This is a genomic window from Actinomadura sp. NPDC048021 (genome assembly GCF_040653135.1).
In the GTDB taxonomy this organism is placed as follows: Bacteria; Actinomycetota; Actinomycetes; order Streptosporangiales; family Streptosporangiaceae; genus Spirillospora; species Spirillospora verrucosospora.
In genome coordinates, this window is the sequence record NZ_JBEZJQ010000001.1 from 142266 (window position 1) to 163071 (window position 20806).

A 20806-nucleotide genomic window follows, 5' to 3' on the forward strand; every position below is an offset into this window, starting at 1 on the left:
GGGAACGGGACGCGCCCCCGGGCGGGAGGTAACCCGGGGGCGCGGGAAGCGGCACCGCCGTGGACGGGACGACGGCACCGCGGCTTGGGGCTAGCCGGAGACCGGCAGGTTGATGTAGCGCGCCCGGTAGATGCTGACGTCCCGGTAGTTGTCGTTGGCCGGGCCGGCGGTGGCGTCCAGGCTGTTGACGTTGTAGGAGATGACCAGCGTGCCGCTGGACGAGAGCGCCGCGTGCTGGTGGGCGTTGTAGGTGAAGATGTCAGGGTCGCCGTAGGAGCCGAGGGGCCCGGTCTCGGGCGTCCGGTACACGGTCTGCTCGCCGCTGAACGGCCCGGCCGCCGAGCACGACAGCCAGACGTCGATCTCACCGCCGAAGGCGATGTTCGCGTCCTGGTTGACCATGACGTAGTGCGATCCGCGCTTGGTGACGCTGAACTCGTTCGACACCCCGCTCATCAGCCGCACCGAGTCCGTCTCCGTGGACGACCAGCCGCTCGCGGTGCGGTACTGCCAGGCGCCGCGCAGGTCCGTGCCGCTGACCCGCGCGACGCGCAGGTACTTGGTGTTCACCTGCGTCTGGGGGTCGGTGTAGTCCTCGGTGCCGTACACGTAGGTGTAGCCGCCGTCCCTGAGCAGCGCCGACCCCCACTGCACGCCCGACGCCGAGGGCATCGCCTGCACGGTCGGCGCGGCGAGGTTCCCGGTGGAGAACCGGGCGAGGACGTTGTCCTTGAACTTCATGTCCCACCCGGTGCCGTTGCTCGGGTCCGGGTCGTAGTACTCGCGGTAGAGCTGCTGGACCTCCGACCCGCTCTGGGTGAGGTCGCCCGCCCAGTACCAGTGGGCCGGCTGCGCGGGCGGCATGACCGCCTTCGGGGCGGCGGCGGTCCCGCCGTGCACGGTGGTCAGCCCGCCTCCCGTGCCCTGGACGACGAACGAGTTGTTGATGAACGGCGTCGTCCCGCCCTCCTCGACGACGACCGGCCGCGACCCGTCCGCGTTGACCTTGCCGAGGAAGGTGTCGGAGTAGGCGTAGACGATGCGCCCGTCCGCGAGCTTCAGCGAGTACGTCGTGTCCGCGCCGGTCCAGTCGTCCAGGAGCGTGTTGCTGTTGCCGTAGGACGTGAACTTGCCGTTGAGGGCGGTGTTCTGCGAGGCGGTCCCGAAGGTCGGCGCGGCGCTCCCGGAGCACGTGGGGCCGGCGGCCGCGCGACCGAGGGCCTTCCCGCGCCCCTTTCCGGGGCCGTGGCCGTGCGTGTCGGCGCCCGCGGGCACGGCGGGCGCGGCGACGAGCAGCAGGGCGGCCGCGAGGACTCCGGCGCGCCGCCGCCACCCCCCGCGAACGGAGGAGGGGCGATCGGGAGAGAAGGGAGAGGGAGGGACGGACGCCTGCATGGAAACCTCCGCGAGGTCACGATCACACGGTCCTCGTGCGCCCCACATTTTGAGTCATCAAATGACTTGGTGTCTAGGTCTTTTAGGAGATTTCCGGCAGTGCCGCCGGATTGCGGGCCAGCAGCCCGCCGTCCACCCGGTGCTCCGCCCCGGTCACGAACGACGAGCGCGGCCCGGCGAGGAACGCCACCACCTCGGCGACCTCCGCGGGCGCCGCGACCCGCCCGAGCGGATGCGCGCGCCCCCACTCGGCGACCTGCGCGTCCTGCCCCCTGTCGCCGCGGAACAGGTCGGCGGCCCAGCGCAGCATGGGAGTGTCGACCGACCCCGGGCACACGACGTTCGCACGGATGCCGTCGGCCGCGTGGTCCAGCGCCACCGCCCGCGTCAGCGCGTTGATCGCGGCCTTGCTCGCGCTGTAGGCGGCGACCCGGTCCTGCGAGACGAACGCCTGCACCGACGACACCGTGACGACGGTGCCCCCGCCCCGGCGCCGCAGCTCGGGCACGGCGGCGCGGCAGGCGAGGAAGACGCCCTTGACGTTGACGCCGAGCACCTCGTCCCACAGCTCCTCGGACGTCTCCTCGACCGTCCCGTACCGCTGCACGCCCGCGCACGTCACCAGCACGTCCAGGCCGCCGTACCGGGACACGGCCTCCCCGACCAGCCCGTCCATCCGCGCGGCGTCGGTCACGTCGGCGACGGCGCCGGCGACCTCCAGCCCCTCGCCCCGCAGGTCCTCCTCCGCCCGGCGGACCTCGTCCTCGCCGATCCCGCAGAACACCACGGCGGCGCCGTCGCGGGCGAGCCGCTCCACCACGGCCCGCCCGATCCCCAGCGACCCGCCGGTCACCACGGCGACCTTGCCCTCGAACTCCCTCACGTGCCCTCCTCGATGACCGCGGCACGCAGCCACAGGCTCCGCCGCGCATGCGGTTCCAGCGTCAACGCGGTGCCGTTCGCGACGGCGGCGGCCAGCCCGTCCGTCGGGTATCCGGCGAACGGCTCCAGGCCCATCACGTACGCGCGGCCCCACCACGGATGCCCCGTGGTCGCCCCGAACTCCTGCCACAGCCACAGATGCGGCAGGACGTCCACGTCCCAGCGCACCCGCATCCCGAAACCGTCCGGGTCGACGACCTCGTAGCGGCCCTCCTCCAACCCGGTGAGATAGACGATCTCACTCGGCACCCCGGCATCGGGCACCACACCAAGGTCGACGATCCCGCCGCCCTCACCCGGCACGCACGGCCACGCATGCGGACCACCGCCCCGCACCCGCCGCCCGCCGGGACCGATCGCCGTCTCGTGCGGAACCACGAGAGCGCCCTCGGCCACCCTGACCCGGTGCCCGGGCCGCAGAAACGGCGCCCCGAACACGATGTGGTGCCCCCACATCGCCTCCAGCGCCACCCCCGACTCGTTGACCAGCTCCTCCTCCACGAGGAGCTCGGCCTCGCCCGCCTTCAACCGCAGCGTCTTGACGACCCGCAGCGGCATCCGCCGCCCCCGGACGGTGAGCCGGACCGCGACCTCCCGAGCGTCGTCGGCCACGATCTCGGAATCCCACGGCAGCCCGGCCACCTCCCCGTGCTGCGCGAACGCCGCCCCCCGGTACGTGCTGGGCGCGCCCCCGTTGGGCAGGACCTCCTGCCACCCGCCCTCGTAACCGTCGAGGAACAGAGCGACATCGTCGCCCGCTCCCCCCGCCACGTCCCGCGGATCGCGCAGCCCGCCAGGCGAGAGCCACACGAAGTCCATGTCGCGCGGCTTGAAGCAGAACTCGGCGACATCACCGCCCTTGCCCACGAGGACAGTCACCCGGAGCAGCTCGTTCTCCAGGACCACGGCCTCGATCCCAGCCCAGGTGATCTCGTGAACGCGGGCGCCCCAGTTGCGGGACGGCCGGTGCCGGCGCATCAGCTCCAGTTCTCCGCGCCGCTGAAGGCGAAGTGCTCCCCCGCCCGGTACCGGGGCCGCGGCTGGTACTCGTTCACGCCCGGGTCGCCGCGCAGCAGCAGCGCGGACGGGAACGGCAGCGGCTCCGCGGTGATGCGCGTCGAGGTCGGGATGTACCGGATGGTCAGCCCGCACCGCCGGTGCGGCGACTCGTTCGCGTTGCTGCCGTGCATGATGTTCGGGTGGTGGACCTCGACGTCGCCGGGTTCGAGGACGAGGTCCACGGCGCGCGACTCGTCCACGCCCACGGCGCTCTCCACCCCGAAGACGGCTTCCGCGTCCTCCCGCTCCCGCACCTCGTGCAGGACTTCCCTGTGGCTCCCGGGAATGACGCGCAGGCACCCGTTCTCCGGCGTCGACCGGTCGACGGCGAGCCACAGCGTCACCACGCGCATCGGTTCGAGCGGCCAGAACGCCCCGTCCTGGTGCCACAGCACGGCCTTGCCGGTGAAGGGCGGCTTGGAGATGTAGGCGGACGCGAACAGGGCGATGTCGGGCCCGACGAACCGCTCGGCGACGTCGAGGAGCCGCTCGTCGGACACCAGCCGCACCCAGAACGGGTCCCTGGCGACGAGCTCGGTGGAGAGCTCCTCGCCGGTCCGGTCGGGATACCGAGCCTCCAACCAGCGGACATGCTCGTCCGCCTCCGCCACCAGTTCCGGATCCAGCACGTTCCGGAAGATCTCGTACCCGTCCTCGTCGTAACCTCGCAGCGGGTCGTGCATGGGGCGTCCCCTCTCGATGAAGCGCGACACCCCGAAGTCTTAGTCATCAGATCACTTGTTGTCTAGATGTATCGTGGCCCGCCATGCGGAACCGGATCGCCCTGATCGGCGAATGCATGATCGAACTGAGCCATCTCGCCCCCGACCGCCTGGCCGTCGCCTACGCGGGCGACGCCTTCAACGTCGCCGCCTACCTGGCCCGCACCGCCGCCCCCGGCACGGCCGACGTCCAGTTCGTCACCCTCGTCGGCGACGACCCCTACAGCACCCGGATGCGCGAATCCTGGGCCGCCCACGGCGTGAACGCCGACCACACCCGCGCCATCCCCGGCGGACAGGCTGGCCTCTACCTCATCCGCACCGACGAGAACGGCGAGCGGACCTTCCATTACTACAGATCGCAGTCGGCGGCCCGCGGCCTCTTCGGCCCCGCCCACCCCCCGGAGATCGACGACGCGATCGCCGACCACGACCTCGTCTACCTCTCCGGCATCACGCTGTCGATCCTCGGCGCCGACGCCCGCGGAAGGCTCCTCGCCGTCCTGGACGAGACCCGCCGCCGCGGCGGCCGAGTGGCCTTCGACACCAACTACCGCCCCGCCGGCTGGCCCTCCCCCGCGGCCGCCGCCGAAGCCATGTCCGCCGTCCTGACCAGGACGGACATAGCCCTCCCCACCTTCACCGACGACCAGGCCGTCTTCGGCGACCGGACCCCGGCCGACACGATCAGCCGCCTGAGACGAGCCGGGGTGACCGAGATGGCGGTCAAGCGAGGCCCCCAGGGCTGCGTGATCGCCGACACCGTGACGAACCTCAAGATCCCCGCCGTCCCCCACGTCCAGGTGATCGACACCACGGCCGCGGGCGACGCCTTCAACGGCGCCTACCTGGCCACCCGCCTGACCGGCGCCCCCCAGCGACAAGCAGCCGAAGCCGCCACCACCCTGGCCGCCCAGGTGATAACCCACCGAGGCGCCCTACTCCCCCCAGCGCAACCCGCGCAAGCCAAGAGCGAGGCAAGCCACTAGGGAAGCCGAAGCCCCCACCCACGCACGGCACGAGCGAAGCAAGGGCCCCCCGCGAAGCGAGCCGCCAGGCGAGCCGAAGCGCCACCGCAACCCCCCACAACCCGCGGTAGACCCCAGCAAACGAGCCGAACCGAAACCCCCCGCTCCGCACACATCACCAGCCACCACAGCACCCCGGACCAAGGGTGACTGTCGCGATCGCGTCCGAAGGCAGTTTCGAGCGAAGCAAGAAACTGATCGCGAAGCGAGCCGCCAGGCGAGACGGAGCGATGCCAGCGATCGCACGCGTTGGGTTGGGTTGGGGCGCCCCAGGCGCCCCAACCCAACCCAACGCAAATAAACACAGCGCGCCGAAGTCTCGATGCACGGCTCGTAGGCGGTAGTTTCGATGGCAGCGGGACCATCCTGCGAGGGAGTGACGTGACCGAGGAAACCGCTGCAATGCCGGCCAGTACGAAGTTGTCCGTCCGTGACGTGGTCACGGTGAAGCTGCCTGCCGCGAGTGCCTACCTGTCCGTGCTGCGGACCGCGACCGCGGGCCTGGCGGCCAGGTTGGACTTCACGCTGGACGAGATAGAAGACCTGCGCATCGCCGTTGACGAGGCGTGCGCGATGCTGCTCGCTCAGGCGGTGCCGGGCACCGACCTGACGTGCGAGTTCGAGCTGACCGGGGAGGCGATGCGCATCTCCGTGTCGGTCCTGACGGTGGACGGTGAGGAGCCGAGCCGCGACACGTTCGCCTGGACGGTGCTGTCGTCCCTGGCGGGCGAGGTGGACGCCAGGGCGGGCTCCGACGACCGGGTCACCGTGACGCTGCAGAAGCGGCGCGGTGCGGCGGGGGCCCCGTGACGGAGAAGACGACGACGGAGCAGACGACGGTCGCGGGGGCGAGCACCGAGCGTTCGGACAGCAGCGCGGTCCCTGACCGGGCGCGGGCGCGGGCGCTTTTCGAGCGTCTCGCGCAGCTGCCGGAGGGCGACCCGGAGCGTCAGCGCATCCGCGACCAGCTCGTGGAGCTGCATCTGCCGCTGGTGGAGTATCTCGCCCGGCGCTTCCGCAACCGCGGGGAGTGGCTGGACGATCTGATCCAGGTCGCCACGATCGGTCTGATCAAGTCGATCGACCGGTTCGACCTGGAGCGCGGGGTGGAGTTCTCCACCTATGCCACGCCGACGATCGTCGGCGAGATCAAGCGGCACTTCCGCGACAAGGGCTGGGCGGTGCGCGTGCCGCGCCGGCTGCAGGAGCTGAAGCTGTCGCTGACGAAGGCGATCAGTGATCTCGCGCAGCGGGAGGGCCGCGCCCCGACGGTGAGCGAGCTGGCGGCGCACCTGCAGATGAGCGAGGAGGAGGTGCTGGAGGGGCTGGAGTCGGCGAACGCCTATTCCACGGTGTCCCTCGACGCGCCCGACTCCGGTGACGAGGACGCGCCCGCGGTGGCGGACTCGCTCGGCATGGTGGACGAGTCGCTGGAGGGCGTGGAGTACCGCGAGTCCCTCAAGCCGCTGCTGGAGAAGCTCCCGGCGCGCGAGAAGAAGATCCTTCTGCTGCGCTTCTTCGGGAACATGACGCAGTCGCAGATCGCGGCGGAGCTCGGCATCTCCCAGATGCACGTGTCCCGGCTGCTGGCGCGGACGCTCGCGCAGCTCCGGGACGGGCTGACCGCCGACGAGTAGCGGGTGAAGAGCCGAAAGGGCCCCGAGGACGCGTCCTCAGGGCCCTTTCGGCGTCCGTTCAGTTCTCGCCCTTCTTGGCGGGCTGCTCGTTGAGGCGGTCTTTGAGGCGGCGTCCGAGGGAGCGCGGCTCCCCGGTCGGCGGGGCGCCGGCAGCCTTGGCGGGTGCGGGTTCCTTCGGCGCGTCCTCGTCGTCCTCGTCGTGGTCCTCGATGAGCCAGGCGGTGCTCGGCGGGCTGAGGACGGCGATCAGCGCGAGGACGGCGACGAGGCCCAGCGGGACGGCGATCGCGGGCCGGTCGCTCTGCCACAGCGAGTACGCGATCGGCAGGGCGAACAGCTGGGTCAGGACCGTGGGGGCGCGGCTCCACTGGGCGGCGCGCAGCAGCCCGCGGGCGCAGCCCAGCATGCCGAGGCCGCCGGCGAGGGCGAGGACGGTGACCCCGATCGCGCTGGCCGGGTCGACGGCGGCGCCGGCGGCCGTCTCGACGCCGGTGAAGACGCCGAATCCGACGGCGGCGGCACCCTCGGCGGCCTGGAGCGCGGCGGCGGCCTGCACGGTGATGGGACGCTTGGTCACACCCAGAAACCCTACTCGCCCCCTGCGGCGGGCCGCTCCCAGGGGAAACTGCGGGCGAACGCATCCGGAACGATCGATACCCTGACGCCGTGCGCGCCATGCTCATCGCCAACCCCAAGGCGACCTCCACCTCCCGGCGGGCCCGTGACATCCTCGTGCGGGCCTTCACCGGCGACCTCGACCTCGTCCTCGCGGAGACCGGCCACCGCGGCCACGCGACCGAGCTGGCCCGGCAGGCCGCCGTCGAGGGCTACGACGTCGTGGTCGCCCTCGGCGGGGACGGGACGGTGAACGAGACCGTCAACGGGCTGCTGGCGGACGGCCCGTCCCCCGATCTGCCGGCTCTGGCGGTGCTGCCGTGCGGGAGCGCGAACGTGTTCGCCCGCGCGCTCGGTCTGCCGGACGACCCGATCGGCGCGACGCGGTCCGTGCTGGAGGCGCTGCGGGCGGGCCGGCATCGGACGGTCGGGCTCGGCACGGCGTCCCATCCCGGCGCCCCGGACCGGTATTTCACGTTCTGCGCGGGCGTGGGGCTGGACGCGGAGGTCGTGCGGGAGGTGGAGCGGCGCCGCGAGGCGGGCCTGCGCGCGGACCCTTCGCTGTATGTGCGGACGGCGATACGGCATTTCTTCTCCGGCACCGATCGGCGCCATCCGTCGCTCACTTTGGAACAGCCGGGACGGCCGCCGAAATCCGGACTGTTCCTGGCGTTCATCTCCAATACGTCTCCGTGGACTTTCATGGGCCGGGTGCCGGTGAATCCGAGCCCGAAGGCGACCTTCGCGCGCGGGCTGGACGTGTTCGGGATGCGCTCCCTGGAAGTCGGGCCGACGGTGGGGGCCCTGGCCCAGATGCTGACGCCGCGAGCGCGCCCCGTTCAGGGGCGGCACGTCCTCAACCTGCACGATGAGGCCGAGGTCACCGTACGCGCGGACCGTCCCGTGGCGTTCCAGTTGGACGGCGACTACCTGGGCGAGCAGCGGACGGTCACGTTCCGTTCCGTGCCGAAGGCGATCCGCATCGTCATTTGAGACGCGCGAGCACGCATGTGAGAGCCAAGTAACACACCCGACCGATGGGTGTGACACATGCGACACCCATACTTTGAGAATCCTTTCTCAAAGGTCTTGCGTCTGCCCGCACCCTCCTGAAACGCTCAAAGTGCGCCAGCCGACAGGGGCCCCAACGCCGCCGGTCACCTGCTCGCGGCGCCGCCGAACACGCATCCCTGGACCTGGCCACAGCCACCCCGGGCGTTCGCGACATGTGAACCCGTTCACAAAGAGTGGAGCATCTCCACCACCTGACGAAGGAGTGGACCGCATGGACTGGCGCCACCGCGCAGCCTGCCGTGACGTGGACCCCGAACTCTTCTTTCCGATCGGCAACACCGGCCCCGCGATCCTGCAGATCGAGGAGGCCAAGCAGGTCTGCCGCCGCTGCGACGTGAGCGCGGCCTGCCTGCGCTGGGCGCTGGAGTCCGGCCAGGAATCCGGCGTCTGGGGCGGCATGGGCGAAGACGAACGCCGCGCTCTCCGTCGTTCTCGCCGTGCCCTTAGCGTCAGGCGCTGAGCGCCTTCCTTGCGGGCACGGCCGCGATCGCTGGCATCGCTCCGGCTCGCCTTGCGGCTCGCTGCGCGATCAGATTCTTGCTTCGCTCGAATCTGGCTTCGCACGCGATCGCACACCTCCAGCTCTCTGACGGCTGAGGTGCCGGTTGCTCTTGGTGAGGCGCGGCATCTCCGGCCACGGACCGGATCGAATAGCCGTGGTCAGGGGCGGCTGGGGCGGTGGTGGTGGTCTAGGGGGATGTCCACCACTACTTCCGTGCCGCCGCCCTTTCTTGGGCGGAAGTCCAGGTGGCCGCCCAGTTCGCCGACGATGAGGGTGCGGACGATCTGAAGGCCCAGGCTCTCGGTGCTCTCCATGTCGAAGTCGGCGGGCAGGCCGACGCCGTCGTCCGCGACGATCGTGACGAGGCGGCGGCCGGACGGGCGCTCGGGTTCGGCGCCCGGGGCGCGGGGCTCGTCCGCGCCGGGCGCCGTCCACTCGCCCCAGACCGGGACGCCGGCCGGCTCGTGGGAGACCTCCCCCTCGCCGTAGCGGTGCGCCACGACCTCCAGGGTCCCGAACCGGCTGGCCAGGCCGTGCTCCAGAGCGTTCTGCAGCAGCTCGGTGAGCGCCATCGCGAGCGGCGTCGCGACCTCGGCGGGCAGGACACCGAAGCTGCCGGTCCGCTTGGGCGTCACCTTGGTCTCGGGGGTGGAGACCTCCCCCGCCATCGTGATCACCCGGTCGGCGATGTCGTCGAAGTCGATCAGCTCGTCGGGGGTGTGCGACAGGGTCTCGTGCACGATCGCGATGGATCCGACGCGCCGGACGGCCTCGTCCAGCGCGGCCCGTCCCTCCGGGATCCGCAGCCGCCGCGCCTGGAGCCGCAGCAGCGCCGCGACCGTCTGCAGGTTGTTCTTCACCCGGTGGTGGATCTCCCGGATGGTGGCGTCCTTGGTCATCAGCTCCCGGTCGCGCCAGCGCAGCTCCGTCACGTCCCGGCACAGGACGATCGCGCCGATCCGCGTCCCGCCGACGACGAGCGGGATCGTGCGCAGCTGCATGATCGACCCGCGCGACTCGACCTCGACCTCGCGCGGCGCGCGGCCCGACAGCACGACGCTCAGCGCCTCCTCCATCGGCTCGCCGGTGTCGCACAGGTCCGCGGTGATCTTCCCGAGCGCCTCGCCGACCAGGTCCGTCGGGTAGCCGAGCCGCCGGTAGGCGGACTGGGCGTTGGGGCTGGCGTAGGTGACCTTGCCGGAGCGGTCCAGCCGCATCAGGCCGTCGCCGACGCGCGGCGAGCGGACCATGTTCGGCTCCTCGCCCGGCACCGGGAACCGGCCCTCGGAGATCATCGTGGCGAGGTCGCTGGCGCTCTGCAGGTAGGTCAGCTCCAGCCGGGACGGGGTGCGCGCCGAGCTGAGGTTGGTGCTGCGCTGGATCACCCCGAGGATCTTGGCGCCGCGGCGCACCGGGATGGACTCCTCGCGGACGGGGATGCCGCTGCCCCACTCCGGGTCGCCCTCGCGGACGATCCGGCGCTCCCGCCACGCCACGTCGATCAGCCCGCGGCGGCCCGTCCGGACGACCTTGCCGACGAGGTCCTCCGGGTAGGCGGTCGGCCCGGTCGTCGGCCGCATCTGCGCGATCGCGACCCAGCCGGGGACGGCCGCGCCGGTGTCGAGCACGCCCGGCCTGCCCCGGCCCGCGCGGGACGCCCCGTCGGCGGGCAGCGCCTCCGCCGACCGGAGCGGCACCCACAGCAGCAGGTCCGCGAACGACAGGTCGGCCAGCAGCTGCCAGTCCGAGACCAGCGCGTGGAGCCACTCCAGGTCGGTGTCGGTGAGGTCGGTGTGATCGCGGACCAAATCGGTCAAGGTAGGCACGCCACCATCATCGCCGATGGTTTTCGTTCCCGGGGCAGGTGGCCCCGCCGCCGGGGCCACCTGGCAGGATGCCCGGCATGACCGCAGGACGAGACCCCCTGGCCAGGCTCCGGGACGCGGCGGAGCGGCGCGCCGCCGCCGGGCTGCGCCGGTCGCTGCGCCCCCGCCCCCGCCGCGACGGGCTCACCGATCTGGCATCCAACGACTACCTCGGCCTGGCCGGCGACCCGCGGCTCGTCGAGGGCGCCGTCGCCGCCGCGCGCGAGTGGGGCACCGGCTCCACCGGTTCGCGCCTCGTCACCGGGACGACGGAGCTGCACGCCGAGCTGGACCGGCGGCTCGCCGCGTTCACCGGCAGCGCCGCCGGCCTGGTGTTCTCCTCCGGCTTCCTGGCCAACCTCGGCGCCGTCACCGCGCTCGCCGGGCCCGACACGCTCGTGGTGTCCGACCAGGTCAACCACGCCTCGATCGTGGACGCGTGCAGGCTGTCACGGTCCCGCGTCGTGATCGTCCCGCACCGGGACGCCGCCGCGGCGGAGCGGGCCCTCGCCGAGCGCGAGGAGGACCACGCCCTCGTCGTCACCGACGCGGTGTTCTCCGTGGACGGCGACCTCGCGCCGCTCGGCGCGCTGCACGCGGCCGCCCGGGCGCACGGAGCGCTGCTCGTCGTCGACGAGGCGCACGCGCTCGGCGTCGTCGGCGACGGGGGCCGGGGCGCCGCGCACGCCGCCGGCCTCGCGGGCGAGCCCGACGTGGTCCTCACCCTGACGCTGTCGAAGTCCCTGGCGTCGCAGGGCGGGGCGGTGCTCGGCGCTCCCGAGGTGATCGACGCCCTGGTCGACACGGGGCGGTCGTTCATCTTCGACACCGGGCTGAACCCGCCCGCCGCGGGCGCCGCCCTCGCCGCGCTCGACGTCCTCGGATCCGACCCGGGCCTGCCCGGCCGGGCCCGCGGGCGGGCGCAGGCGATCTCAAACCTGGCGGCCGGTTCCGGCCTGGAAACGGCCAGGCCCGCGGCGGCCGTGGTCCCGGTGTTCCTGGGCGAGCCGCAGGCCGCGGTGCGGGCCGCGGGGATCTGCGCTGAGCACGGTCTCCGCGTCGGCTGCTTCCGTCCGCCGTCGGTCCCGAAGGGCCGCGCGTGCCTGCGCCTCACCGCACGTGCCACGCTGGACGAGTCGGACCTCACACGATTGCGGGCGGCCCTGGCGGAAATCGCGTCTTCTACCGGCCGTAGTCTTCACCCATAACATCGGGGAAACCGGTGATGAACGTGAGGAGACGCCGTGACGGAGGTCAGGGGCGGGCCCCGGCACGGGGGCGGATTCGAGCACGGCTTCGACCGGATCTCGCTCGGCGACCTCGGTAAGCGCCACCCGAACCAGGCGCCGCGGATCCCCAAGTACTACAAGCTCAAGGAGCTGCTGGTCGAGCTGATCCAGTCGCTCCCGGCGGGCAGCCCGCTGCCGCCCGAGCGGACGCTCGCCGAGAAGTACGAGACGTCCCGCACCACCGTCCGGCAGGCCCTCGCCGAGCTGGTCGTCGAGGGGCGCCTCCAGCGCATCCAGGGCAAGGGGACCTTCGTCGCCAAGCCGAAGGTCGCCCAGGAGCTCCAGCTCGTCAGCTACACCGAGGACATGCGGCACCACGGGCTGCGTCCCGAGACCCGCATACTGGAGGCCGGCTACGTCAGCGCCGACGAGCGCCTCGCGACCCTGCTGTGCATCCGCCCCGGCGGCCGGGTGCTGCGGATCCACCGCCTCCGGCTGGCCGACGGCGAGCCGATGTCGATCGACACGTCGCACCTCCCGGCCCGCCGCTTCCCCGGCCTGCGCCGCGAGCTGCCGCGCCACCACTCCCTGTACGAGACGCTCGCGACCGCCTACGACGTCCACCTCACCGAGGCCGAGGAGACGATCGAGACCGTCCTCGCCACCCCGCACGACGCGCAGCTCCTAGGCGTGGACGTGGGCCTGCCGATGCTGCTGCTGTCCCGCCACGCCTTCGACACGACGGGGCAGCCGGTCGAGTGGGCCCAGTCCCTGTACCGGGGCGACCGCTACAAGTTCATCACCCGGCTCAGCCGCTGACCCGCCGCGCGGGCGCGTCTCAGAGCGTCCGGCCGAGGGCCTTGATCGGCATCTGGAGCTCGGTGAGCAGCTCCAGGTCCTGCCGCGCCGGGCGGCCGAGGGTGGTGAGGTAGTTGCCGACGATGACGGCGTTGATGCCGCCGAGCATGCCCTCGCGGGTGCCGAGGTCGCCGAGGGTGAGCTCGCGGCCGCCGGCGTACCGCAGGATGGTGCGGGGCAGGGCGAGCCGGAACCCGGCGATCGTCTTCAGCGCCTCGGTGCCCTCCACCAGCGGGTAGTCGGCGAACGGCGTGCCGGGGCGCGGCGCGAGGAAGTTCAGCGGGACCTCGTCGGGCTCCAGCTCCGCGAGCTGCGCGGCGAACTCGGCGCGCTGCTCGACGCTCTCGCCCATGCCGACGATGCCGCCGCAGCACACCTCCATCCCGGCGTCCTTGACCATGTGGAGGGTGTCCCAGCGCTCCTCCCACGAATGCGTGGTGACGACGTTCGGGAAGTGGGAGCGGGCCGTCTCCAGGTTGTGGTTGTAGCGGTGGACGCCCATCGCGGCCAGCTCGTCGACCTGCTCCTGGGTGAGCATGCCGAGCGAGCACGCGATGTTGATCTCGACGGCGTCGTTGATGGCCTTGACGCCGTCGCGGACCTGCGCCATCAGCCGCTCGTCCGGTCCGCGCACGGCGGCGACGATGCAGAACTCGGAGGCGCCGGTCGCGGCGGTCTCCTTCGCCGCCTCGACCAGCTCGGGGATGTTCAACCACACCGACCGGACGGGCGACTCGAACTTGCCGGACTGCGAGCAGAAGTGGCAGTCCTCCGGGCAGCCGCCGGTCTTCAGCGACACGATCCCCTCGACCTCGACCTCCGGCCCGCACCACCGCATCCGGACGTCGTGGGCGAGCGCGAGCAGGTCCTGGAGCCGGTCGTCCGGCAGGTTCAGCACCTCCAGCACCTGTCCCCGCGACAGGCCCTCGCCCTCGTCCAGGACCTGGCGGCGCGCGATGTCGAGGATGTCCGTCACGTGTTCTCCTTGTCGGGGCCGAAGGCGGCGCGGAAGACGGCGGAGTCGAAGCCGCCGCCGAACGAGGGGGCCAGGCCGCGGTGCGCGGCCACGAGGAACTCCGCCGGGTCCATGGCCCCGGCGCCGGCGGGCAGCGCGCCCGACAGCGGGCGTGCCGCGATGGTCTCCAGGTCGCGGATGTTGCTGCGCATGGCGAGGTCCGGCTCGTCCGGCCAGGCGCCGATCACCACCCCGGCGAGCTGCACGCCGCGGTGCGCCATCGCCTCCAGGGTGAGCGCGGTGTGGTTGAGCGTGCCGAGGTCGGGCCGGGCCACCACCACGACCGCGGCGCCGAGCCAGCGCGCGAGGTCGGCGATCGTGGTCCCCTCCTCGTCGTAGCGGACGAGGAGCCCGCCCGCCCCCTCGACCAGCACCAGCCGCCGCCCGGACGCCAGGTCCCGGACGCGTTCGGCGACGTCCGGCATCCGGACGGGCGGCATTCCGGCACGGCGGGCCGCGGCGGCCGGGGAGAGGGGGTCGGGGAAGCGCGCGTACTCGTGCACGTCGTCGATCCCGGCGAGCCTGCGGACCTCGTCGAGGTCGCCCGGCTCCCCGCCGCCGACGCCCGTCTGGCCGGGTTTGACGACGGCGACCGACGCGCCGCGCGCGGCGGCGACCGCGGCCAGCGCCGCGGTGACGACGGTCTTCCCCACACCCGTGCAGGTCCCGGTCACAACGAGCACACTCACAGACCGGCACACTAGCGCGGGCCCGGAACCGGCCCGTCGCCGGGTGTTCCCGGAACCGGCGGAACCCGGGCGGGCCGACGAGCGTCCAACCGTCATGGCCGGTCCGTACACACGCTCCCGCCGGGCGCCGGCACTCGCCTGCGTCGCCCTGACCGCCGGCGCCGCGCTGGCCGCCTGCGGCGACGGCTCCGGCACCGCCGAGCCCTCCTCCCCCGCGCCCTCTCCGTCCTCGTCCTCGTCCTCGCCGGGCGGCGCCCCCGCGGGCGAGACGCTCGTCCTGCGGTGGCGCAAGACCGGCGGCATCGCCGGTCTCGGCGGCCCGGGGAGCCTCCCCGACTTCTCGCTCTACTCCACGGGCCGCGCGGTCGCCTCGGCCCAGGGCGGGCCGACGGAGTACCGCCTGAAGCCCGACGCCCTGCGGCGCCTCCTCGACGGGGCCCGCGCGGCCGGCCTGGCCCGCTCCCACTCGGTCGGGCCCGGCGGCGTCGCCGACGCGATCACGATCGTGGTCGCCATGGACGGCACGACGACCCGGATCGTCCAGCCCGAGGCCCAGTCGGGCCCGGAGGCCCGCTTCCTCCAGCGCCTCGACCCGGCCGCCTGGCCCCCGTCCGACCTGACCAGGAAGCCCGCCCCGTACAGGCCGGAGAAGACCGCCGTCCTCGCCGGGCCGACCACGGGAAGCGCCACCGTCAAGGCGTGGCCGCTGGAGCCGCTCGGCAAGGGCGTCCCGGTCGCCGGTGCGATCTGCACGGTGGCCCCGGCCGCGAAGGTTCCCGCCACGAACCCCGGCACCGCGTGGCGCAGCGGCGGCCAGGCCTACTCCGTCCGCCTGCGCCCCCTCCTCCCCGCCGAGTCGTCCTGCCAGGACGTCAAGTGATCGTTCGGACGGCGCGCCCGGACGAGTACGACCTCGTCGGCGAGCTGACGGTGGAGGTCTACGTGCGCGGCGGCCTGGTCAGCCCGGAGTCCCCGTACGTGCGCAAGCTGCGCGACGCCGCCGACCGGGCGGCGAAAGCCGAACTGCTCGTCGCCGAAGACGCCGGGCGGATCGCCGGTGCCGTCGCGTACTGCCCGCCGGGCACCCCCTACGCGGATCTGGCCGGACCGGACGAGGCCGAGTTCCGCATGCTCGCCGTTCTGGAGGACGCCCGCGGGAGGGGCGCGGGCCGGGCCATGGTGCGCGCCTGCATCGAACGGGCCCGCGCGGCCGGCCTGTCCGGCCTGCGCCTGTCGACGCAGCGCAACATGGAGTCCGCGCAGCGCATGTACGAGAAGATGGGGTTCGTCCGCACCCCCGACCACGACTGGGCCCCGGCCCCCGGCGTGGGCCTCATCACCTACGCCATGTCGTTCCGCGACGCGGATTCGCCTCCCCGTACCTCTGAAGGTGGCGATGAGCATCCCCCGCGCCGGTGATGCTGACGGAGACCGCCTACCTGTTCAAGAGCCCTGAGAACGCCCGGCGGCTCATGGCCGCCATCGGCCGGCCGGAACGCGGAGGCGGAATCGAGCGGTCTCTCGCCGAAGAGAAGCGCTAGGGGGCCTGGTCCGCGGGTTCGAGGGGGCCGTGCTGGGAGCATTCGGCCGTCCAGGCGGTCGGGGTGACCTGCACGATCAGGCGGCGGCGGCAGTCGGGGCAGTAACGGGGCGGTTCCATCCGGCGGGCGGTCCGGCAGGAAGCGTGGTCGCCCTCGGCGGGCTCGCCGCAGCGGTCGCAGTACACGGCGTCACTCTACGACGGGCGCGGAGGCGGTGCTCAGGGGGCCTGGTGGCCGCGCATGCGCGCGACCAGCCCGGTGTCGTAGGTTCCGTCGGCGAACTCGGGCCGGTCGAGCAGTTCGCGCAGGAAGGGCAGGTTCGTCGGCGGGCCCTCGATGTGGAACGCCTCCAGGGCGGCGCGGGCGCGGGCCAGGGCGTGGGCGCGGTCGTCGCCGTGGACGCAGAGCTTGGCAAGCAGCGAGTCGTAGTGGCGGGTGACGGTGGTGCCCTCGGCGTAGCCGGCGTCGATGCGGATGCCGTCGCCGACGGGCTCCTCCCACACCGTGATCTCGCCCGTCCCGGGCAGGAAGCTCCGCGGGTCCTCGGCCTGGACGCGGAACTCGACGGCGTGCCCGTGGGGGACGGTGGAGGTGAACGAGACGGGTTCGCCCGCGGCGATGCGGAACTGCTGCTCGACGAGGTCGATGCCGGTGACCATCTCGGTCACCGGGTGCTCGATCTGGAGGCGGGTGTCCATCTCCAGGAAGGTGAACTCCTGCGCGGCGGGGTCGACCAGGCATTCGACGGTGCCGGCGCCGCGGTAGCCGACGGCCTCGCCCGCGCGGACGGCGGCCGCCAGCATCCGCTCGCGCAGCGCCGGGCTGACGCCGGGAGACGGGGACTCCTCCACGACCTTCTGGTAGCGGCGCTGGACGGAGCAGTCGCGGTCGCCCAGCGCGACCACCGTGCCATCGGCGAGCCCGAGGATCTGGACCTCGACGTGCCGGGCGCCCTCGACGTACCGCTCCAGCAGGATGTCGCCCTGGCCGAAGAGCTGCTCGGCGGCGGCGCGGGTCTCCTCGAACGCCATGCGCAGCGACGCCTCGTCGTGGACGGCGGCCAGGCCCATGCCGCCGCCGCCCGCGGCGGGCTTCACCATGACGGGGTAGCCGATGCGCTCGGCCTCCTCGGCCGCCGTCGCCGCGTCGGGCACCGGCTCCCAGACGCCGGGCGCGACGGGGACGCCCGCCTCCTTCATCAGGTTCCGGGCGTTGATCTTGTCGCCCATCCGGGCGATGGCGAGCGGCGGCGGGCCGACCCAGACCAGGCCGCGCTCGGCCACCCGCCGGGCGAACGCGGCGCTCTCGGCGAGGAACCCGTGGCCGGGGTGGACGGCCTGCGCGTTGGTCCGGTGCGCGGCCTCCAGGATCGCGGCGGCGTTGAGGTAGCTGCCGGACGGCTCGGCGGGCCCGATCAGGACGGCCTCGTCCGCCTCGGCGACGAAGGGGAGGCCCTCGTCGGCCGCGGAGTACACCGCGATCGCCTTGAGCCCCATCGCGCGGGCGGTGTGCACGATCCGCCCGGCGATCTCGCCGCGGTTGGCCACGAGCACCGACTCGAACACCTGGGGGCTCCTCCTCGCGGACCGGCGGGACCCCGTGTCCCGCCCCGGCAGAGACTAGTGGGGCCGCCGGGTCCGCGACCGACGATTCCCGGGTCCGCGCCCCGTACACGCCGTGTGGCGAACGTCTCGGCGAGGGTGTCGGCGAAATCGCCGGTCTCCATTCCGGCGGGTCGGGCGGGGGCCCTGCTCATCCCCCTGATCGGCACGGTTGTGTGCACCTACCAGCCGGTGCTCGGCTCGCACATCAGGCCGGTGGTCCCGCTGTGGCTGGACGCCGGCGGCTGCGCCGACTCGACCTGGGACGTCCCCGCGGGGCCGCAGAGCGAGAAGTCCAGGACGTGGCGCTCCACGGTCTCGGGCGACGTCGTGCACGTCCGCGGGCACCTGCACCACGGCGGCGTCGCCGTGCGGACGGAGGACGCCACCACCGGGCGGCTGTTCTGCCGCAGCGAGGCCGAGGAGGGCGGCACGCCGGAGTTCGTCGACCACCACGGCATGACCGAGGTCTCGAACATGCCGTCGTGCGGCGGCTCGCCGATCGGCCGGATCGGTCTCGGCGACACCCTGCGGATCACCGCGTCCTACCGGGCGTCCGAGGAGGGCTTCACGGACGTCATGGGCATCATGCACGCCTGGGTGACCGAGGGATGATCCCGATGGACCGACTGGGCGAACCGGTGCTCGGGCTGTTCCGCGCCGTCGTGGGCCTGCTGTTCCTGTGCCACTGCGTACGCGTACTTCACCGTCCACCAGCCGCACGCGCTGCTGCCGCTGCGCAACGGCGGCGAGAGCGCGGCGATGTTCTGCTGGGCGTTCCTGCTGATCGCGGTGCTCGGACCGGGCGCCTGGGCGCTGGACGCCCTGCTGGCGGGCCGCCGCCGGGAACCGGCGGCGGCGCCGTCCGGATCCTGAGCCGGGCGCGGGAAAGGGGGTCCGGCGAGAGCCGGGCCCCCTTCACGTCAGCCCGAGACGAGCGTTCGGGCGACCGCGTCCGGGACCTCCGCGTAGGACGCGAACCGCATGGTGAACACCCCGCGGCCCGACGTCATGCCGCGCAGGTGCCCGACGTAGCCGAACATCTCCGACAGCGGGACGAGGGCGTGCACGATCCGGGCGCCGGCGCGCTCGCCGGTCCCCTCGATCCGCCCGCGGCGGGCGTTCAGGTCGCCGATCACCGGGCCCAGGTGCTCCTCGGGGGCGGTGACCTCGACGGTCATCACCGGTTCGAGCAGCACGGGCGACGCGCGCCGGACCGCCTCCCCGAACGCCAGCGAACCGGCGATCTTGAAGGCGAGCTCGGACGAGTCGACGGGATGGAAGTCGCCGTCCAGCAGCGTGACCCGCACGCCCGTCATCTCGTACCCGGCGAGGACGCCGAAGCGCATCGCCTCCTGGCAGCCCGCGTCCACCGAGGGGACGAACTCCTTCGGGATCCGCCCGCCGGTGACCCGGTTGACGAACTCGTACCCGTCCTCGATCGGCTCGACGGCGATCTGCACCTTCGCGTACTGTCCCTTGCCTCCCGTCTGCTTGCGGTGGGTCAGGTCGACCCGGTCCACGGCCCTGCGGATCGTCTCGCGGTAGGCCACGCGCGGCCGGCCGACGTTGGCCTCGACGTGGAAATCCTCCCGCATGCGGTCGATGAGGATCTCCAGGTGGAGCTCGCCCATGCCGCCGATGACGGTCTGCCCCTCCTCGTCGTGGACCTGGAACGACGGGTCCTCCTCCGAGAGCCGCTGGATCGCGGCGCCCAGCTTCTCCCGGTCGGCCTTGGACCGCGGCTCGATCGCGACCTCGATGACCGGCGCCGGGAAGTCCATGGACTCCAGGACCACCGGGCGCGCCTCGTCGCAGAGCGTCTCGCCGGTGGTGGTCTGCTTGAGCCCCATCACCGCGACGATGTCGCCCGCGCCCGCCGAGGCGATCTCCTCGCGCACGTCGGCGTGCATGCGGTAGAGCTTGCCGATCCGCTCCTTGCGCGCCTTGACGCTGTTGAGGACGCTCGCGCCCGCCGTCAGCCGCCCGGTGTAGATCCGAACGAAGGTCAGCCGCCCCAGGTACCGGTCACTCACGATCTTGAACGCGAGCGCGGAGAGCGGGGTCCGCTCCAGGGCGTCCCCGACCTCCGGCGGCGCGACGTCGAGCGGCGACGGCAGGTACCGCACCACCGCGTCCAGCAGGGGCTCGACGCCCTTGTTGCGGAACGCGCTGCCGCACAGCACCGGGGTCGCCTCGGAGGCGACCGTGAGCCGGCGGATCGCCGCGTGCAGCTGCTCCGGCGACGGCTCCGCACCGCCCACGTACAGCTCCATGAGCCGCTCGTCGCGCTCGGCGACCGTCTCGACGAGCCTGCCGCGCCATCGGCGGACGTCCTCGGCCATGCCGGACGGGACGTCCACGACGGCGTGCCGGCCCTCCGGCCAGACGTGCGCCCGCCCGGAGACGAGGTCGACGACGCCCGCGAATTCGGACTCCGCGCCGATCGGCAGCTGCACGACCAGCGGGACGGCGCCCAGCCGCTCGCCGATCATGTCGGCGCAGCGGAGGAAGTCGGCCCCGGCGCGGTCGAGCTTGTTGACGAAGCAGATCCGCGGCACGCCGTAGCGGTCGGCCTGGCGCCACACCGTCTCCGACTGCGGCTCGACGCCCGCCACGCCGTCGAACACGGCCACGGCGCCGTCGAGGACGCGCAGGCACCGTTCGACCTCGATCGTGAAGTCGACGTGGCCCGGCGTGTCGATCAGGTTGATCGTATGCTCGGCGCCGCCGGCGGCGTCCTCGACGGTCCAGCGGCAGGTCGTCGCCGCCGAGGTGATGGTGATGCCCCGGACGCGCTCCTGCTTGGTGTAGTCCAGCGCGGTGTTGCCGTCGTGGACCTCGCCGATCCGGTTCGACACACCGGTGGTGAACAGGATCCGCTCGGCGGTCGTCGTCTTGCCGGCGTCGATGTGCGCCATGATCCCGATGTTGCGAACCTTGGTCAGAGCGAAGGCTGTGGTTGTTGTCATCGGGAATCCTCCTGGTTCTCTCTGATGACGACCGCCGCCGGACAAGATCGTGCCGTGCGGCA

Annotated in this window: 22 protein-coding genes; 11 read left to right on the forward strand and 11 right to left on the reverse strand. The window is 72.7% G+C overall.

Features of this window, described 5'->3' with window-relative positions:
• Nucleotides 1-90 precede the first annotated feature (90 nt).
• The 4 genes from AB0C87_RS00660 to AB0C87_RS00675 all read right to left on the reverse strand — a co-directional run bounded on the left by AB0C87_RS00660 (nucleotide 91) and on the right by AB0C87_RS00675 (nucleotide 4079).
• On the reverse strand, nucleotides 91-1395 hold the full coding sequence (locus tag AB0C87_RS00660) for a DUF4185 domain-containing protein (RefSeq protein ID WP_345183286.1): 1305 nt from the start codon (nucleotides 1393-1395) through the stop codon (nucleotides 91-93).
• 82 nt (nucleotides 1396-1477) lie between these two features.
• Nucleotides 1478-2278, reverse strand: coding sequence for an SDR family oxidoreductase (locus AB0C87_RS00665; protein ID WP_345183288.1), 801 nt, complete (start codon nucleotides 2276-2278; stop codon nucleotides 1478-1480).
• Nucleotides 2275-3315 carry a DUF4432 family protein gene (locus AB0C87_RS00670; protein WP_360575862.1) on the reverse strand — a complete coding sequence of 347 codons (1041 nt, stop codon included), beginning with the start codon at nucleotides 3313-3315 and terminating at the stop codon, nucleotides 2275-2277. Before AB0C87_RS00670 ends, AB0C87_RS00665 begins: the two co-directional genes overlap by 4 nt.
• The gene (locus AB0C87_RS00675; protein ID WP_345183293.1) at nucleotides 3315-4079 is read right to left on the reverse strand and encodes a phytanoyl-CoA dioxygenase family protein; all 765 of its coding nucleotides are present in this window, start codon (nucleotides 4077-4079) and stop codon (nucleotides 3315-3317) included. The genes AB0C87_RS00670 and AB0C87_RS00675 overlap by 1 nt, the downstream gene beginning before the upstream one ends.
• An 83-nt stretch (nucleotides 4080-4162) precedes the next feature.
• Here AB0C87_RS00675 and AB0C87_RS00680 point away from each other — a divergent pair, with 83 nt between their 5' ends.
• The 3 genes from AB0C87_RS00680 (at nucleotide 4163) to AB0C87_RS00690 (ending at nucleotide 6783) form a co-directional block, all read left to right on the forward strand.
• On the forward strand, nucleotides 4163-5107 hold the full coding sequence (locus AB0C87_RS00680; protein WP_345183295.1) for a sugar kinase: 945 nt from the start codon (nucleotides 4163-4165) through the stop codon (nucleotides 5105-5107).
• 420 nt (nucleotides 5108-5527) lie between these two features.
• Nucleotides 5528-5956 (forward strand): anti-sigma factor, encoded by a 429-nt coding sequence (locus AB0C87_RS00685; protein WP_345183298.1) that lies wholly within the window; start codon nucleotides 5528-5530, stop codon nucleotides 5954-5956.
• 116 nt (nucleotides 5957-6072) lie between these two features.
• Complete coding sequence (locus AB0C87_RS00690; protein WP_345183373.1) at nucleotides 6073-6783, forward strand: RNA polymerase sigma factor SigF; 711 nt, start codon at nucleotides 6073-6075, stop codon at nucleotides 6781-6783.
• 58 nt (nucleotides 6784-6841) lie between these two features.
• Here AB0C87_RS00690 and AB0C87_RS00695 read toward each other — a convergent pair whose 3' ends face one another.
• Nucleotides 6842-7360 (reverse strand): hypothetical protein, encoded by a 519-nt coding sequence (locus AB0C87_RS00695; protein WP_360575865.1) that lies wholly within the window; start codon nucleotides 7358-7360, stop codon nucleotides 6842-6844.
• An 89-nt stretch (nucleotides 7361-7449) separates the two neighbouring features.
• On the opposite strand from AB0C87_RS00695, the gene AB0C87_RS00700 reads away from it, so the two are divergent.
• Both AB0C87_RS00700 and AB0C87_RS00705 read left to right on the forward strand, forming a co-directional pair.
• Nucleotides 7450-8391, forward strand: a complete 942-nt coding sequence (locus tag AB0C87_RS00700) for a diacylglycerol kinase family protein (RefSeq protein WP_360354253.1) — start codon at nucleotides 7450-7452, stop codon at nucleotides 8389-8391.
• 292 nt (nucleotides 8392-8683) lie between these two features.
• Complete coding sequence (locus AB0C87_RS00705) at nucleotides 8684-8932, forward strand: WhiB family transcriptional regulator (protein ID WP_345183304.1); 249 nt, start codon at nucleotides 8684-8686, stop codon at nucleotides 8930-8932.
• Nucleotides 8933-9132: 200 nt separating this feature from the next.
• On the opposite strand, the gene AB0C87_RS00710 is transcribed toward AB0C87_RS00705, so the two are convergent.
• Nucleotides 9133-10800: a histidine kinase N-terminal domain-containing protein gene (locus AB0C87_RS00710; protein ID WP_353832933.1), complete on the reverse strand. Its 1668-nt coding sequence runs from the start codon at nucleotides 10798-10800 to the stop codon at nucleotides 9133-9135.
• A 77-nt stretch (nucleotides 10801-10877) separates the two neighbouring features.
• Between AB0C87_RS00710 and AB0C87_RS00715 the strand changes: the two genes are divergently transcribed.
• On the forward strand, nucleotides 10878-12047 hold the full coding sequence (locus AB0C87_RS00715; RefSeq protein ID WP_360575867.1) for an 8-amino-7-oxononanoate synthase: 1170 nt from the start codon (nucleotides 10878-10880) through the stop codon (nucleotides 12045-12047).
• A 96-nt stretch (nucleotides 12048-12143) separates the two neighbouring features.
• The gene (locus AB0C87_RS00720) at nucleotides 12144-12887 is read left to right on the forward strand and encodes a GntR family transcriptional regulator (RefSeq protein WP_345183375.1); all 744 of its coding nucleotides are present in this window, start codon (nucleotides 12144-12146) and stop codon (nucleotides 12885-12887) included.
• A 19-nt stretch (nucleotides 12888-12906) separates the two neighbouring features.
• Here AB0C87_RS00720 and bioB read toward each other — a convergent pair whose 3' ends face one another.
• The gene (bioB, locus tag AB0C87_RS00725; protein WP_360575869.1) at nucleotides 12907-13902 is read right to left on the reverse strand and encodes a biotin synthase BioB; all 996 of its coding nucleotides are present in this window, start codon (nucleotides 13900-13902) and stop codon (nucleotides 12907-12909) included.
• A complete protein-coding gene (gene bioD / locus AB0C87_RS00730) occupies nucleotides 13899-14630 on the reverse strand; it encodes a dethiobiotin synthase (RefSeq protein ID WP_360575871.1) in 732 nt (243 codons plus the stop codon). Before bioD ends, bioB begins: the two co-directional genes overlap by 4 nt.
• A 94-nt stretch (nucleotides 14631-14724) precedes the next feature.
• Between bioD and AB0C87_RS00735 the strand changes: the two genes are divergently transcribed.
• Genes AB0C87_RS00735 through AB0C87_RS00745 form a run of 3 tightly spaced genes read left to right on the forward strand, consistent with a single transcriptional unit; the run spans nucleotide 14725 to nucleotide 16171 of the window.
• A complete protein-coding gene (locus AB0C87_RS00735; RefSeq protein WP_360575873.1) occupies nucleotides 14725-15510 on the forward strand; it encodes a hypothetical protein in 786 nt (261 codons plus the stop codon).
• Complete coding sequence (locus AB0C87_RS00740; protein ID WP_345183316.1) at nucleotides 15507-16049, forward strand: GNAT family N-acetyltransferase; 543 nt, start codon at nucleotides 15507-15509, stop codon at nucleotides 16047-16049. The genes AB0C87_RS00735 and AB0C87_RS00740 overlap by 4 nt, the downstream gene beginning before the upstream one ends.
• Nucleotides 16049-16171 carry a hypothetical protein gene (locus AB0C87_RS00745; protein WP_345183318.1) on the forward strand — a complete coding sequence of 41 codons (123 nt, stop codon included), beginning with the start codon at nucleotides 16049-16051 and terminating at the stop codon, nucleotides 16169-16171. Before AB0C87_RS00740 ends, AB0C87_RS00745 begins: the two co-directional genes overlap by 1 nt.
• Here the strand turns inward: AB0C87_RS00745 and AB0C87_RS00750 are convergent.
• Nucleotides 16168-16356, reverse strand: coding sequence for a hypothetical protein (locus AB0C87_RS00750; protein ID WP_345183320.1), 189 nt, complete (start codon nucleotides 16354-16356; stop codon nucleotides 16168-16170). The genes AB0C87_RS00745 and AB0C87_RS00750 overlap by 4 nt on opposite strands.
• A 33-nt stretch (nucleotides 16357-16389) precedes the next feature.
• Nucleotides 16390-17736 (reverse strand): biotin carboxylase N-terminal domain-containing protein, encoded by a 1347-nt coding sequence (locus AB0C87_RS00755; RefSeq protein ID WP_360575876.1) that lies wholly within the window; start codon nucleotides 17734-17736, stop codon nucleotides 16390-16392.
• Nucleotides 17737-17871: 135 nt separating this feature from the next.
• On the opposite strand from AB0C87_RS00755, the gene AB0C87_RS00760 reads away from it, so the two are divergent.
• Nucleotides 17872-18387, forward strand: coding sequence for a hypothetical protein (locus AB0C87_RS00760; RefSeq protein WP_345183324.1), 516 nt, complete (start codon nucleotides 17872-17874; stop codon nucleotides 18385-18387).
• 308 nt (nucleotides 18388-18695) lie between these two features.
• On the opposite strand, the gene fusA is transcribed toward AB0C87_RS00760, so the two are convergent.
• Nucleotides 18696-20744 (reverse strand): elongation factor G, encoded by a 2049-nt coding sequence (fusA, locus tag AB0C87_RS00765; RefSeq protein WP_345183326.1) that lies wholly within the window; start codon nucleotides 20742-20744, stop codon nucleotides 18696-18698.
• Nucleotides 20745-20806 lie beyond the last annotated feature (62 nt).